We start from the raw sequence: 14,706 nt of genomic DNA on the forward strand, positions 1-14,706 counted from the left end.
TCATGAAGAAGACGATCTCCATCCTCGGCCTGCCGCTGCTGGCCATCGCGACGATGCCCCTGGCGCAGGCGGAGGTGCAGGGTGTCGCCCCGCTGCTCAAGCAGGCGCGCTACTGGCAGTCCAAGGGACGCGGCGACCTGGCGCGACAGGCCTATAACCGGGTGCTGGCCATCGATCCCGCCAATGCCGAAGCGCGGCGCGGCCTTGCCGGCAATGCGCCCCAGCCCAAGGCCGCGGCGAGGCCGCAGCCTGCGCAAGCCCCGCGCCCTGCCCCTCCTGCCCAGACGGCGGCGCCCGCCCCGGCGCGCACCGCGCCCGCGCGCCCCACCCGTACGGACCGGGGCGGCGACGCCCGTGCCGCCGGCTTCCGCGCGCTGGAGGCCGGACAGCTCGACGCCGCGGCCGCCCGCTTCCGCACGGCGCTATCCGCCAATCCCAACGACGCCGACGCGCTGGGCGGCATGGGGATCGTGCGGCTGCGCAAGTCCGAATTCGCGCAGGCCCGCGACCTGCTGACCCGCGCCTCGCGCATGGGGGGCGCGGGCAAATGGGCCGAGGCATTGCAGTCGGCGCGCTTCTATGCCGATTTGGACTCCGCCCGGACGGCGCTCGACAAGGGCGACCTCGCGCAGGCGGAGCGGCTCGCCACCGCGCTCAGCCAGTCGGACTTTCGCGACAAGGGGCCTGCGGTATCGGTGCTGGCCAGCGTCTATGAACGGCAGGGCCGCTATAATGAGGCGGCCGAACTCTACCGCCAGTTGGGCAAGGCCGGCGCTGGAGCCGCCACGGCCCAGGCCAGCGCCACCCGCAACGAGGCGCGCGCCGCCCTGGACGCAGGGGACAGCGCCCGCGCCGAACAGTTGCTGCGCGCCGCCATGGGCAATGCGCCCGACGATCCCTGGGTCGCCTACGATCTTGCCGGGCTGCTTCAGCAGCAGGGCCGCGTGGCGGAGCAGGACGCGCTGGTCCGCCAGCTTTCCTATTCCGACAAGCCCGAACCGCTTTACGCCGCCGCGCTGATCCTGGACCGCGCGGGACGCACCGGCGATGCGCAGGCCGTCGCCGCGCGCATTCCGGAAGGGCAGCGCACGGCGGAGATGCGCAACTTCATCGCCGGCCTCGGCATATCCGCCACCATCGCCCAGGCGAAGGCCGCTGGGGCACGGGGCGCGCAGGGCCAGGGGCTCGCCATGTTGCGCCAGGCGTCGGAGATGCGCGGCCTGTCCGCCGACCGCATGGGGGCGCTGGCGCAGGGCATGCTGGAACTGGGCGATGCGCGCGGCGCGGGCCAGCTGGCGGCGCAGGCGCTGGACGCCCCCGCCAATGATGCCGGCGCCTATGACGCGGCGGTGCGGGTGCTGGCGCAAACCGGACAGGACGGCATCGCCATGAGCGCCGTGCAGAAGGCGTCGGCGCTGGCCGGCCCCTCGCTTCAGGGCCAGCGCAGCCTCGGCAATCTGAAGGCGACGCTGGCGGCCGCGCAGGCGGACCGGATGCGGCAGGCGGGGCAGTTCGCCCCGGCCTTCGACATGTTGCAGGCGGCATGGAACGATGCGCCGGGCAATGAGGAAATCCTTTCCGCCCTGGCGCGGCTGTACCAATCGGGCGGCCTCAACGCGCAGGCGGCGCAGACCTTCCGCATGCTGCTGGCGCAGAAGCCGGCGGATCGCGACGCGATGGTGGGCCTAATCGACACGGCCAGCGCATCGGGCGACATGGAAACGGCGCGCGCCGTCACCCAGCAGGCGATCCAGATGCATCCGGCCGATTACCGGGTCTATATGGCAGCCGCCCGCATGGCCCGCACGCGCGGCAATGACGGGGACGCGGCGCGTTACCTCAAGACCGCCCGGGCGCTCTACATGCGCGAAACCGGCATGGCGCCTGGCGCCGTCATGGCGAACGGCAATCCCTTCGCGGCGGCGCCCCAATCGGCCAACCCCTTCCGCGCCATGGTCGCGCCGCAGCCGGTCAATCCGTTCGCGCTCGGCAGCAATCCCGCGGCCCTGTCGGCGCCCTATGCGCCGCCCATGGGCTTTGCCCCTCAGCCGCCCGTGGGGTCAGGCTTTGGCGTGCCCGCCCCGGCTGCCATGCCCGCCTACCCGCCCGCGCCGGGCTATGCCGCCCCCGCCGGCTTTCCCGGAATGGCGGCCCCGGCGCCTTCCTACGGCAACCCGGTCTATGCCGATCAGGCCTATGCCGATCGGAACAGCGGCGTAACGAACGTCCCCGCAGATCCGGTGCTGGCGGAGATCGACCAGCAATTGCAGCAATCGGCCGACGAAAGCGGCCCGCGCGTCGACGTCGACACAGGCTATCGGTCGCGCTCGGGCGAAACGGGCCTCAGCAAATTGCGCGAAATGACTGGCAGCGCTTCCCTCTCCGCACCCGTCGCGGGGGGCCGGGTCGGCGTCAAGGCAACGGCGGTCGTGCTGGATTCGGGCCGCCCGACCGGGTCGGGCCTCGCCCGCTTCGGCACCAACGCCACGCCCGAGGCGCAGGGGATCGTGGACGAGCAGCCGTCCCAGCTCACCAGCGCCGAAACGCAGCATCAGTCAGGCGTCGCCGTCACCGCCAGCTATGTCAGCAAGCTGCTGAAGCTGGAAGCGGGCGTCACGCCGCTGGGTTTCCCCAAGGAGCATGTCACCGGCAGGATCGAGGTGACGCCCCGCCTGTCCACCAACGCCACCGCCCGCATCTGGGCCGACCGCAAGCCCGTGACCGACAGCATCATCGCCTATGCTGGCACGGACGACCCACGCACCGGCGCCTTCTGGGGCGCTGTGATGAAGAGCGGCGGCGGCCTGTCCCTGTCCTATGACCGCAACGGCAATGGCGTCTATGCCGACGGCTCCTTCTATCATTATGACGGCACGGCGGTGCGCGACAATGACAGCGTGGAGATCAATGCCGGCGGCTATTTGCGGGCGTGGCAGAATGCGCGCTCGGGCGTTTCCGTGGGCTTCAACGTCAATTACCAGAATTACGACAACAACCAGAATTACTTCACCTACGGCCATGGCGGCTATTTCAGCCCGCAGAGCTTCCTCAGCGTCAATTTCCCGATCCGTTACTGGACGAATGACGGCCCGATGAGCATCCAGGCCAGCGTCGCGCCCGGCTATCAGAGCTACGATCAGCAGGGTGAGCCCGTCTATCCGACGGAGCCGGGCGCGCAGGGCGTGCTGGATTTCCTCAAGAGCCAGAACAGCGACGTCCGTTCCCGTTATGACAGCATCAGCAAGACCGGCTTCGGCCTGTCGGCGGCCGGCGCGATTTCCTATCGGGTCAGCCCGAACACGCGGCTGGGCGGGGAACTGAATATCAACACTTTCGGTGAATATAAGGAGTTCAAGACACTGATCGGGCTCAAGCAGAATATCGGAGGCAATTGATGTTGTTCGTGAAGGATTTCCCGATGGCGGGCAATCAGGACATCGCCATGCTCGCATCCGGCGGGGAGGCTGCACAGCGCTTCGTCAGCCTGATCCTCGGCGAAATCGCCTCCGCCGCCTCGGCGGAACAGATGCAGGGCTTTTTCCGCGCGGTCGGCGCGCGGCTTGCCAAAAGCCATCCGATCGTCAATGCCAAGGATATGGACAGGCTGACCCAGCACGGCAACATGGTCTGGGACAGGCTGCATTGGGGCAGCGTCCGATTCGAACTGGACGATGAAGGAATCGACATCTTCCATGACGGCCTGCCCGAAAGGCTGGAGGGTGATGCCGACGGCATATGGGCCGGAGTCGCCCCCTTCATCCTGGAGGGAGCCTATGACGCATGGTTCCGGCAGATGGGCAGCGGCGAACGGCTCAGCACCCGGATTTCACGCAGCCAGGGCGGGCATATCGAACTGCGTCATGGGATTTGAACGGCGGACGGTCCTGACCGCCCTCGCCTTTGCCCTGACGACCGGCTGCGCCCGCGCCAAGTCCTCCGCCAAATCCATGGACGGCCTGATGCTCGATCCCGCGCTCTGGCAGGGCTACAAGGCCCGCTTCCTGGCGCCAGAAGGCCGGATCGTCGACAATGGCAATGGCGGCGTCAGCCATAGCGAGGGTCAGGGCTATGGCATGGCGCTGGCGCAGGCGGCGGGCGACAGCGCGGCCTTCGACGTCATGGCGCGCTGGACCGCCCAGACGCTGTTGCGCAAGGACATGGCGCTGCATAGCTGGCGCTACACGCCCGGCCGCGCCGATCCGGTGGCCGATCCCAACAATGCGACCGACGGCGACCTGCTGATCGCCTGGGCGCTGCTGATGGCGGGTCGCCGCTGGGGCAAGGCGGATTATCTGCAGCAGTCGGCAGCGGTCCGGGGCGCGGTCGCGCAGAAGCTGATCGTGCAGCGCCACGGCTTCACCCTGCTGCTGCCCGGCCTTGTCGGCTTCGCCAAGGCGGATCGAGTGATCGTCAACCCCTCTTATTATGTCTGGCCGGCGATCGACGCCTTCGCCCGGCTGGAACCGCGCGTCTGGGGTCCGTTGGCCGCCGATGGGCTGAAGATCCTGAAGGCCGCGCGCTTCGGCCCCTCCGGCCTTCCCGCCGACTGGCTCGACATCAAGGGCAAGGGCGTGGTCGAACCGGCGGAGGGACGCGATCCGGTCTTCGGCTTCGAAGGCATCCGCGTGCCGCTCTACTGCCTGATGAGCGGGCGGCGGAGCGCTTGCGACTCGATCGCGCGCTATTGGCTCGCCCTCGTGCGCGCGGGCAGGCCGCTGCCCGCCTGGGTGAATGTGGTCACGGGCGAAACCGCGCCCTATGCGCTCTCCGCCGGCGCCACCGCCATCGCCGGACGCCTGCTGAACCGCAACCTGCCGGCCGCCGCCGCCGATCAGGACTATTATGCCGCGACGCTGGGACTGATGAACCAGATGCGGATTTGAGCGGTTTTCCGGGGTGGATTGCGGACATTCCCCCTCCCGCAGGCGGGAGGGGGCTAGGGGGTGGGCTGGCGCGGCATCAGCGTGAGTTTTCAACGGCTAAGCTGGAAGCTCGCTGCGCTCGCACCCACCCCTAACCCCTCCCGCCTGCGGGAGGGGAATGTCTTAAACTGGCCATTTCCGGTCAAGAATCCTAAAGCCGCCCGATGACGACACCCCCCGACCTTGCCATCCGCATGCGCCGCGCCGATTTCAACCGCGCCCTGGCGGAGGCGGACCTGAATGCCATCGGCCCCCTGCTCGCGCCCCAGGCCATGCTCGTCACCGGATCGGACAGCACGGTGATCTCCGGCCGCAAGGCGCAGCTTCAGGCGTGGAAGCGGGAATTCGCCGCAGCGGAGCGCACCGTCTACACCCGCACGCCGGAGCATATCGTCGCCTCGCCGGTCGAACCCATCGCGATGGAGCATGGCCGATGGCAGGGCGTGACCGCCGGTTCGGACCGTCCCCTCGCATCCGGCACCTACAGCGCCAAATGGCGGCAGGTCGGCGCGGACTGGGTCATCGAAGCGGAAATCTATCTGACGCTCGCCTGACCGGAAACGCTTGAACAGCCGCTCGCCCGCGCCCAATTAGAGGCTGTTCCTCCTGCCACGGAGGCCCGCAAGCCACGAGTAGCCATGACCACCGCCAATCCCCTTCTTGCCGACAGCGACCTGCCCGATTTCGCCGCCATCCGGCCTGCCCATGTCGTCCCCGCCATGGAGGAAGCGATCGCGGCCCACCGCGCGGCCATCGAAGGGATCACCGCCAGCGGGAAGGATGATTTCGACGCGGTCATCCTGGCCGCCGAGCGCGCCGATTTCCTGCTGTCGCGGGTCTGGTCGCCGGTGGGGCATCTCGCCTCCGTCGCTGACACGCCCGAATTGCGGGAAGCGCACGCCGCAGCGCAGGCGCTGATGACCGCCTATCTGATGGAGGCGGGCCAGAACCGGGCCCATCACGATGCCGTCGCCCGCCTCGCCGCCCGCCCCGATTTCGCCAGCCTGCCGCCCGCCGCGCAGCGGGCCGTCGATCTCGCCCTGCGTGGCTTCCGTCTGGCGGGCGTCGCGCTGGAGGGTGAGGCGCGGCAGCGTTTCCTGGACATCGGTGTGGAGTTGAGCGACCTCAGCACCAAATTCGGCAATGCGGTGCTCGACGCCACCGAGGCCTGGAGCGAGCATGTCACCGACGAGGCGGCGCTGGCGGGCGTTCCGGACAGCGACAGGGCGATCCTGGCCGCCTATGCGCAGGAAAAGGGGCTGACCGGCTGGCTGATCACGCTGCGCCAGCCGAGCGTGCTGGCGATCCTCTATCATGCGCAGGACCGGGCGCTGCGGGAGCGGGTCTATCGCGCCTACAACAGCCGCGCCTCCGATCAGGCGGAGGACAGGAGCCACGACAATAGCGAACGGATCGACGCGATCATGGCGCTGCGTCATGAAGCCGCGCAGATATTGGGCTTTGCCGATTCCGCCGCCCATTCGCTGGAGACCAAGATGGCCGCCGACGCGGACGAAGCGCTGGCGTTCCTGGCCGACCTCGCCCGGCGGGCGCGGCCGGTCGGGGAACGCGAACTGGCGGAGGCGCGCGCCTTCGCGGCCGAGCATCTGGAGCTGGACGATGTGCAGCCATGGGACCTTTCCTATGTGGCCGAAGCAATGCGCCGCACGCTGCATGGCGTGGATCAGGAGGCGCTGAAGGCCTATTTTCCCCTGCCCCGCGTGCTTGCGGGAACGCAGGCGCTGATCGAGCGGCTGTTCGGCGTCCGCCTCGTCGCCCGGCAGGGCGTGCCGACCTGGCATCCGGACGTGCTGTTCTACGACGTGCTGGACGCGGACGACAGCGTGGTGGCGGGCGTCTATCTCGACCTGTTCGCGCGGGCGGGCAAAAGGGGCGGGGCGTGGATGGACGTGTGCCGTTCGCGCTTCCGCGATGCCGACCGGCTGCATCTGCCCATCGCCTACCTCACCACCAATTTCGCGCCGCCCGCGGGCGACCGGCCTTCGCTGGCGACGCATAATGACGTGGTGACGCTGTTCCACGAATTCGGCCATGTGCTGCATCACCTGCTGACCGAGGTGGACCTGCCGTCGATCGGCGGCATCAGCGGCGTGGAATGGGACGCGGTGGAACTGCCCAGCCAGTTCATGGAGAATTTCGCCTGGGACGGGGACACGCTGATCGGCCTGTCCGGCCATGTCGACAGCGGCGAGCCGCTGCCGCAGGCGATGTTCGACCGGCTGCTGGCGGCGCGCCAGTTCCAGGCGGGCCTTGCCATATTGCGGCAGATCGAATTCGCGACCTTCGACCTGCTGCTCCACCGCGACTATGACCCGGCACAGGGCGCGCGGGTCAACGCCGTGCTGGATCAGGTGCGCAAGGCGGTGGCCGTGGTGCATCCGCCGGAATGGAACCGCTTTGCCCATGCGTTCAGCCATATCTTCGCGGGCGGCTATGCGGCGGGCTATTATTCCTATCTCTGGGCGGAACTGCTGTCGGCCGACGCGTTCGAGATTTTCGCCCATGCCGACATTCCGGGCGGCGGGGCGACCGCTTTCCGGCGTGAAATCCTTGCCGCCGGGGCGAGCCGCCCCGCCGCCGAGAATTTCCGGGCTTTCGCCGGGCGCGCGCCGGAGGTCGACGCGCTGCTGCGGATGCGGGGGTTGGCCGCCTGAATCGCTTCAGAAGTGGGCGGTGTAGCCGCCGTCCACCGCCAGCACCTGTCCGGTGACGTAGGATGCCGCGTCTGACGCCAGGAACAGAACCGGGCCGACAATCTCCTCCGGCCGGCCCCATCGCCCCAGCGACGTGCGGCGGGCGAGGTGATCCGCTATGGCGGGGTCGGCGGTCATCTCCTCATTGGCCTCGGTCGCGAAATAGCCGGGGGCGACGGCGTTCACGGTGATGCCGCGACTGCCCAGTTCCGCCGCCAGCGCCCGCGTCAGCGCGTCCAGCCCGCCCTTCGCCATGGTGTAGGCCGCGTCGCCGGACCGGGCGATCTGGCCCGCGATGGACGTGACGTTGACGATCCGCCCGCCCTCCTTCATCCCGGCCGCGATGGTGCGGGCGAGGTCGAAGGGCGCGACCAGATTGACCTCCAGCATCCGCCGCACCGCGGGCCGGTCCAGTTCTCCAATCGGCCTGCGGTCGCGTTGGCCTGCATTGTTGACCAATATGTCGATCGGGCCGCAGGGGCCGAGCGCCGCCCGCAGCGCTTCGCCATCCTGCAGGTCGAAGATCAGCGGCGCGCTCGTCCCGCCCGAGGCGGCGATGGCGGCGGCGGTCGCCTCAAGCTGCTCGACATTTCGGCCATGGAGCAGGACATGCGCGCCGGCCCCGGCCAGGCCCAGCGCGATCTCGCGTCCCAGGCCGCGTCCGGCTCCGGTGACGAGGGCGATTTTTCCTTGCAGCATCCAAGCCTCTCCACACAGCCGGTCAGGCGAGGACGAAGGTCTTGCTCCGCCCGCGATTGATCAGCAGCACCAGCCCCGCCCCGATCAGGCACAATATCCCCGCCGCGACGAAGGCGGGCATATAGCTTTGCCAGACGGTGCGCGAAAGGCCGCCCGCCAGCGCCGCGCTCGCCGCGCCGAGCTGATGCCCGGCGAAGATCCAGCCGAACACGACATTGGCCCGCTCCGGTCCGAAACGCTGCGCCGTCAGCTTGACCGTCGGCGGCACGGTCGCGACCCAGTCGAGGCCGTAGAACATCGCGAAGACCGACAGGCTGTAGAACGAGAAGTCGCTAAACGGCAGATAGAGCAGCGAAAGGCCGCGCAGCCCATAATACCAGAACAGCAGCCAGCGATTGTCGAACCGGTCCGACAGCCAGCCCGACGCCAGCGTGCCCGCGAAATCGAACAGCCCCATCATCGCCAGCATCGACGCCGCGCCCACCGCCGCCAGCCCATAGTCGCCGCAAAGCGCGATGAAATGCGTCTGGACCAGCCCGTTGGTGCTGGCACCGCAGATGTAGAAGGAAAAGAACAATATCCAGAAGCTGGGCACCCGCGCGGCATCGGCCAAGATGCGGAGCGGGCTCATCAACAGGGCGCCGAAGCTGGCGGGCTGCGGCGGGGCGGGATGCACCTCGCTCTCGCCATAGGGCGGCAGGCCGAGGTCGGCGGGACGGTCGCGCATCAGCAGCAGCACGACCATCGCCGCCAGCAGGATCGCGCCGCACACCAGCAGGACCGAGGCGCGCCAGCCGAACCGCTCCGTCAGCGCGGCGAGCAGCGGCAGGAAGGCCAGCTGACCCGTGGCGGTGCTGGCCGACAGCAGCCCCATGACCAGCCCGCGCCTGTGCGCGAACCAGCGCGTGGCGACGGTGGCGCCCAGCACCATGGCGGTGAGCCCGGTGCCGATGCCGATGACGACGCCCCACAGCAGGACGAGATGCCACAATCGGGTCATGCCCATCGACAGCAGCAGTCCGCCGACGATGATGGACAGCGAGATCAGCATCATCCGCCGCACGCCGAAGCGGTTCATGAAGGCGGCGGCGAACGGGCCCATCCCGCCGAACAGCAGGAAACGGATCGCCAGCGCCCCGGAAATATCCGCCGAACTCCAGCCGAATTCCTTTTGCAGGGGGATGATGAACACGCCGGGCGCGCCCACGGCGCCGGCGACGACCAGCATGGTGAAGAAGGTCGCGGCCAGCACGGCCCATCCATAATGGATTTGCCGCGTGCCCATTTGGCGGGCGAGAGTCGCTGACAGCATGAAGGCCTTCCTCCCGGATCGATCGACCGGCGTTAGATGACGATCGTCATCAGATGGTCAAGGGGCCAATTGACGGAATATGGACGTGGAAGGCCGCGAACAGGCGGGGCGGGCCGGCCGTCAGGCGGAAGCGCGCGGCTGGACCAGGGCGTCCTCCCGCTTTTCCGGACGGATATAGATGGAGGTGAGTTCGGGAATCGCCCGCTTCATCTCGCTTTCCATCTCCTCGATCAGGCTTTCGGCCCGGCCCATGCGCAGATCGTCGGCGAAATCGGCGCTGATCGCCACGAACACCGCGTCGGGCGCGGTGTGGATGGTGCGGATGTGATTGACGGCGGTGATCTCCGGCCGCCGGTCGAGCAGCGCCCAGACCGCGTCGATGATGGCCCGGTCGGCGCTCTCCCCGATAAGCAGGCCCTTGGCCTCCCGCGCCAGCAGCACCGCCACCGCGCCCAGCACCAGCCCGATGACGATGGAGGCGACGCCGTCCAGCCGCGCATTGCCGAAATAATGGCTGGCCCAGACGCCGATGGCCGCCACGATCAGCCCGATCAGCGCGGCGCTGTCCTCGAACAGGACGATGAAGCCGGCCGGGTCCTTCGACCGGCGGATCGATTGCCACCAACTGCTGGGGCCGCGCTTGCGTCCGAATTCCCGCACGGCGATGGTCCAGGATGCGCCCTCCATCAGGAAGGCGATGGCCAGGACGATGTAGTTGACGGCGGGGTCGCGCAGCGGCTCCGGCTGCCGAATATGGAGCCAGCCTTCATAAATGGATACGCCCGCGCCGACCGCGAAGATCAGGATGGCGACGACGAAGGCCCAGAAATACAGCTCCCGCCCATAGCCGAAGGGATGGGCGGCGTCGGCGGGCTTCTTCGCCCTGGCCTGACCATAGAGCAGCAGCAACTGGTTGCCGCTGTCGACCATCGAATGCACCCCCTCCGTCAGCATGGAGGAGGAGCCGGTCAGGGCCGAGGCGACGAACTTGGCGACCGCAATGCCGATATTGGCCAGCAGCGCGCCGTAAAGGACGATATTTTCCCGGATGTGCGCGACGCGGCCGGTTTTCGCCACCTGGGTTCAGCCCGGATAGGGGGAGGACCGGAGCAGGCCGGCCAGATGCGCCGCATTGCCCGCCACCATCTTCGCGGTCTTCTCCACCTTCTCCGGCACCTCCCCCAGATCCTTGAAATCGATCGAGCCCATAGCTTCCCCCACCCAATAGCAGGCGGCCGTGGCCGGAATCGTCCAGCCGACATCGTTCAGCGCCTGAAACCATTGCGCGGTCGAAAAATGCGCCCCGTCTTCATTGCCGACAATCGCCGCGACCGCAACCTTGCCATAGCTCGGCATGCGGCCCCGCTCGTCTGCCTCGCCCAGAAAGGCGTCCATGCGTTCCAGCACCCGCTTGGCGACGCTGCTGATCTGCCCCAGCCAGATCGGGCCGCCGAAGATCACTATGTCATGGTCCAATATCCTGCGGCGCAACGCCGGCCAGGCGTCGCCCTCTCCTTCATCGGACGTCACGCCGGGCCTGATGTCGAGCGCCGCGACCCGCACCGTGCCGGTGAGTTCGACGTCATGGGCGGCAAGGGCCTTCGCCAGCACCGCGATCATCGCGTCGGTCGAGCTGGATTCGCCGTCCCCCGCCTTGAGGCTGCAGTTGAGGGCCAGGGCTTTCAGAACCATCGCATGTCTCCATCCGCCCCATCCACGCGCCGAACCGGGCTCCAGCCAATGAACTCCCCAGCAGGCAATGTGTTCTTCGGGGAAAGGAGATTTGCGATGCCCGATACCGAAGAGATGATCCATGAGGATGGCCTGCCCGGCCATGAAAGCCGGCTGGAGCCCAAGCCCGAATGGGAACCGCGCTATCCCGGCTCCGGCCGGCTGGCGGGCAAGGTGGCGATCGTCACCGGCGCCGACAGCGGAATCGGGCGGGCGGTCGCGGCGCTCTATGCCCGCGAAGGGGCCGATGTCGCGATCTTCTACCTCTGCGAACATGACGACGCGGAAAAGACCGCCGGGATCGTTAGGGCGGAAGGGCGGCGGGCGCTCACGATCGCGGGCGACCTGGGCGACCGGGACTTCTGCCAGCGGGCCGTGGCGCAGGTGGTCGAGCAGTTCGGGCGGATCGACATCCTCGTCAACAATGCGGGCGAGCAGCACCCGGACAGCGACATCACCGACATCAGCGAGGAACAGCTGCGCCGCACCTTCCAGACCAACATCTTCGCCATGTTCTTCCTGACGCAGGCGGTCCGCCCGCATCTGAAGCGCGGGGCGGCGATCGTCAACTGCACCTCCGTCACCATGTATCAGGGGTCGAAGGAACTGCTCGACTATTCCAGCACCAAGGGGGCGATCACCGCCTTCACCCGGTCGCTGTCCGAAAATCTGGTGGGGGACGGCATCAGGGTGAACGCCGTCGCGCCGGGTCCGATCTGGACCCCGCTCAACCCCAGCGGCGGGGCAAGTCCGGAAAAGCTGGAGCATTTCGGGGAAAGCACGCCCATGGGCAGGCCGGGCCAGCCCAATGAAGTCGCCCCGTCCTTCCTCTTCCTCGCCTGCGATGACGCCAGCTACATGTCGGGGCAGGTGCTGCATCCCAATGGGGGCACCATCGTCAACGGCTAGAGCCAATCGTGCGGAAAAGCTGCCCTGAGCCTGCCGACGGGCGGGAACCGGTTTTCCGCCTGAAAGGATCGGACAACAGAAAGCTGGAGCACGCGACCCGCGTCCGATCTGGCGCAGCGTGCTCCAGGCGCGAGCGGATTGAAGCCGCATCACGTCGCTGCGCCTCACCTGACCGGGATCCGGTCTTCCCTCAGGCGGTCAGCGAGTCCGCGCGGCCTTCCCCGCGCATCCCGCGCGGAGACCAGGGCGCGGCCCGCCGGTTCAGGGTGATGATGGCGCTATTCTCGCTCCACGACTGGATCAGCGCGGGAATATTCTCCGACGGCGCGGGGCGGCCGAAATAGAAACCCTGGGCATAGTCGCAGCCCAGTTCGCGCAGCTTGACCGACTGGTCCGCTTCCTCGACGCCTTCCGCCACCACCTTCATGTTGAGCGCGCGGCCCAGCGTGATCAGCGCGGAAACGATGGCGGCATCGCTTTCGCGCGCCGTCACGCCGCTGACGAAGGAACGGTCGATCTTCAGCGTGCTGACGGGCAGCGACCGCAAATGGGAAAGCGAGGCGAAGCCGGTCCCGAAATCGTCCAGCGCCAGCGGGATGTTGCACATGTGCAGTTCGTCGATGGAACGGCGCACCGTGTCCGACCCCGCGCCCAGGAACACCCCTTCGGTGATCTCGATCTCTATGGAATCGGGCGCGATGGAGAAGCGGTCCATGGTCTCGATCAAGCGTCCGGCAAAGCGTTCCCGCCGCAATTCGGCCGAGGACACGTTGATGGCGACATGCCCCAGCGTCAGCCCGCGCGCGCGCCATGCGGCCATGTCGGCGAACACCTGGCTGGTCATCGTCTGGCCGATCATGTCGGCGACGTCATGATCGTCGAACGCCGCGTAGATTTCGGCGGGCGAGCGGATGGTGCCGCAACTGTCGCGCCACCGCAGCAGCGCTTCGAACCCGACCAGTTCGCCCGTCTGCAACGACACCTTGGGCTGATAATAGCTGATGATCGTGCCGTCGCGCACGGCGGTCCGCGCCCGGTTGATCATGGCCACGCGCTCCTGCATGTCCTCCAGCAGCGACTGCTCGAACATCTGCATGCGCCCCCGGCCCAGCGACTTGGCGCGATAAAGCGCCAGGTCGGCATGGCGCAGCAGTTCCGTCGCGACCCGGCCATCCTCGGGGAATGCGGCCACGCCGATGCTGCCGCGGCATTCGAGCGAGCGCCCGGCGGCGAACAGCGTCTCCCGAATGGTGAGGACGCGATTGGCGAGATCGGCAAGCTGCTGTCGGCTTTCGACATTCTCGATCAATATGGCGAACTCGTCGCCGCCCAGCCGCGCCACCACCCCGTCGCCGGCGAAGATTTCCTTGAGGCGGGAGGCAAAGCTCTTCAACAGCTCGTCACCGGCATGATGGCCCATCAGGTCGTTGACGTCCTTGAAATTGTCGATGTCGAGCAGGAAGACGCCGACCTTCTTGAAGTCGGTCATGGCGCTCGCCAGCGCCTTGTCCAGGCAGGCGTTGAACATCGCCCGGTTGGGCAGTTGCGTCAGCGAATCATGCTCGGCGTTCCAGCGTATCTGCTCCTCGATCAGCACGCTTTCATGGATGTCCTCGGTATAGCCGTACCAGCGGATGATCCGGCCTTCCTCGTCGCGCCGGGGATAGGCCTGCGCCCGCATCCAGCGATACTGGTCGTTGACCATCAGCCGCACGCGCACGTCGAAGGGCTCGCCGGTGGTCAGCGAATGGGTGATCCGGTGGGTCAGCGGGCCGATGTCATCCGGATGCGTCGCCGCAAGCCAGCCATTGCCCTCCGCCTCCTCCCGGTCCAGGCCGGAACTTTCCAGCCAGCGATCGGTGAAGTCGATGATCCGGCCGTCGGGATCGGCCAGCCAGGGAAGCTGAGGATTATATTCGACGATCAGGCGCAGATTTTCCGTGCTGCGGCGCAGCCGTCCGATTTCGGCATGTTCGGTCGTGACGTCGATCATCACCAGGTCGGCCGCCGGCCGGCCCGCCCCGTCACGACGGATGCGCGCGACGACACGCATATTCCTCATGACGCCTTCACGATCCTCCAGCGTCAGCGTCGCTTCGGCCCTGCCCATGCGCAGAACGGCGCGGGCAAGCTGGAGCACGGGCTTGCGAAAGATCCGGTGCACGCCGCGGAACCAGCGAAGCAGCGGCTGGCCGTCCCGCACGCCGAAACGGCTCGCGGTGGCGGCATCGGGATGGCATAGCCCATCCCCGTCAACCGACCACCGCAAGACCCCTGCCGACGCCAGTATCTGCTGGTCGCCATCCATCGGGTCCTGCCTGCCTTGAAATTCATCAGGTGACCGCGATGAAATCTGGTCCGCCATTCTACTCCTGCTGTCCCGGCGCCGCGGCCCTTAAGAAGGTTTCACCATTTGCTG

At 67.7% G+C, this 14,706-nt stretch carries 11 protein-coding genes; 6 read left to right on the forward strand and 5 right to left on the reverse strand.

The genetic code is table 11. The annotated features are described in order from the left end of the window. Positions 1–2 precede the first annotated feature (2 nt). The 5 genes from EGM87_RS22570 (at position 3) to EGM87_RS22590 (ending at position 7,597) form a co-directional block, all read left to right on the forward strand. Entirely contained in the window at positions 3–3,395 is a 3,393-nt protein-coding gene (locus tag EGM87_RS22570; RefSeq protein WP_025550000.1) for a cellulose biosynthesis protein BcsC, read from the forward strand. Beyond that, positions 3,395–3,871 (forward strand): cellulose biosynthesis protein BcsD, encoded by a 477-nt coding sequence (gene bcsD / locus EGM87_RS22575; protein WP_137708755.1) that lies wholly within the window; start codon positions 3,395–3,397, stop codon positions 3,869–3,871. Before EGM87_RS22570 ends, bcsD begins: the two co-directional genes overlap by 1 nt. Next, positions 3,861–4,883, forward strand: coding sequence for a family 8 glycosyl hydrolase (locus tag EGM87_RS22580; RefSeq protein WP_025549998.1), 1,023 nt, complete (start codon positions 3,861–3,863; stop codon positions 4,881–4,883). The genes bcsD and EGM87_RS22580 overlap by 11 nt, the downstream gene beginning before the upstream one ends. A gap of 203 nt (positions 4,884–5,086) precedes the next feature. Continuing rightward, positions 5,087–5,476 carry a nuclear transport factor 2 family protein gene (locus tag EGM87_RS22585; protein ID WP_137708754.1) on the forward strand — a complete coding sequence of 130 codons (390 nt, stop codon included), beginning with the start codon at positions 5,087–5,089 and terminating at the stop codon, positions 5,474–5,476. 84 nt (positions 5,477–5,560) lie between these two features. Continuing rightward, a complete protein-coding gene (locus EGM87_RS22590) occupies positions 5,561–7,597 on the forward strand; it encodes a M3 family metallopeptidase (RefSeq protein WP_103001545.1) in 2,037 nt (678 codons plus the stop codon). A gap of 6 nt (positions 7,598–7,603) precedes the next feature. Here EGM87_RS22590 and EGM87_RS22595 read toward each other — a convergent pair whose 3' ends face one another. The 4 genes from EGM87_RS22595 to EGM87_RS22610 form a co-directional block, all read right to left on the reverse strand. After that, on the reverse strand, positions 7,604–8,335 hold the full coding sequence (locus tag EGM87_RS22595) for an SDR family oxidoreductase (protein ID WP_137708753.1): 732 nt from the start codon (positions 8,333–8,335) through the stop codon (positions 7,604–7,606). Positions 8,336–8,357: 22 nt separating this feature from the next. Next, complete coding sequence (locus EGM87_RS22600; RefSeq protein WP_025551318.1) at positions 8,358–9,647, reverse strand: MFS transporter; 1,290 nt, start codon at positions 9,645–9,647, stop codon at positions 8,358–8,360. A gap of 120 nt (positions 9,648–9,767) precedes the next feature. Beyond that, positions 9,768–10,724: a cation diffusion facilitator family transporter gene (locus tag EGM87_RS22605; protein ID WP_025551316.1), complete on the reverse strand. Its 957-nt coding sequence runs from the start codon at positions 10,722–10,724 to the stop codon at positions 9,768–9,770. 6 nt (positions 10,725–10,730) lie between these two features. Continuing rightward, positions 10,731–11,339: a flavodoxin family protein gene (locus tag EGM87_RS22610; protein WP_025551314.1), complete on the reverse strand. Its 609-nt coding sequence runs from the start codon at positions 11,337–11,339 to the stop codon at positions 10,731–10,733. A gap of 96 nt (positions 11,340–11,435) precedes the next feature. Here EGM87_RS22610 and EGM87_RS22615 point away from each other — a divergent pair, with 96 nt between their 5' ends. Next, positions 11,436–12,287 carry a glucose 1-dehydrogenase gene (locus EGM87_RS22615; protein ID WP_044661049.1) on the forward strand — a complete coding sequence of 284 codons (852 nt, stop codon included), beginning with the start codon at positions 11,436–11,438 and terminating at the stop codon, positions 12,285–12,287. A 190-nt stretch (positions 12,288–12,477) separates the two neighbouring features. Here the strand turns inward: EGM87_RS22615 and EGM87_RS22620 are convergent, their stop codons facing one another. Then, positions 12,478–14,595 (reverse strand): putative bifunctional diguanylate cyclase/phosphodiesterase, encoded by a 2,118-nt coding sequence (locus tag EGM87_RS22620; protein WP_025551311.1) that lies wholly within the window; start codon positions 14,593–14,595, stop codon positions 12,478–12,480. Between the last annotated feature and the right edge of the window lie 111 nt (positions 14,596–14,706).

This window comes from Sphingobium sp. RSMS, assembly GCF_005406185.4.
Classification (GTDB): domain Bacteria; phylum Pseudomonadota; class Alphaproteobacteria; order Sphingomonadales; family Sphingomonadaceae; genus Sphingobium; species Sphingobium fuliginis.

Coding starts and splice junctions, on each gene's coding strand:
- EGM87_RS22570 (WP_025550000.1), top strand. CDS start 3: ATGAAGAAGACGATCTCCATCCTCGGCCTGCCGCTGCTGGCCATCGCG.
- bcsD (WP_137708755.1), top strand. CDS start 3,395: ATGTTGTTCGTGAAGGATTTCCCGATGGCGGGCAATCAGGACATCGCC.
- EGM87_RS22580 (WP_025549998.1), top strand. CDS start 3,861: ATGGGATTTGAACGGCGGACGGTCCTGACCGCCCTCGCCTTTGCCCTG.
- EGM87_RS22585 (WP_137708754.1), top strand. CDS start 5,087: ATGACGACACCCCCCGACCTTGCCATCCGCATGCGCCGCGCCGATTTC.
- EGM87_RS22590 (WP_103001545.1), top strand. CDS start 5,561: ATGACCACCGCCAATCCCCTTCTTGCCGACAGCGACCTGCCCGATTTC.
- EGM87_RS22595 (WP_137708753.1), bottom strand. CDS start 8,335: ATGCTGCAAGGAAAAATCGCCCTCGTCACCGGAGCCGGACGCGGCCTG.
- EGM87_RS22600 (WP_025551318.1), bottom strand. CDS start 9,647: ATGCTGTCAGCGACTCTCGCCCGCCAAATGGGCACGCGGCAAATCCAT.
- EGM87_RS22610 (WP_025551314.1), bottom strand. CDS start 11,339: ATGGTTCTGAAAGCCCTGGCCCTCAACTGCAGCCTCAAGGCGGGGGAC.
- EGM87_RS22615 (WP_044661049.1), top strand. CDS start 11,436: ATGCCCGATACCGAAGAGATGATCCATGAGGATGGCCTGCCCGGCCAT.
- EGM87_RS22620 (WP_025551311.1), bottom strand. CDS start 14,595: ATGGATGGCGACCAGCAGATACTGGCGTCGGCAGGGGTCTTGCGGTGG.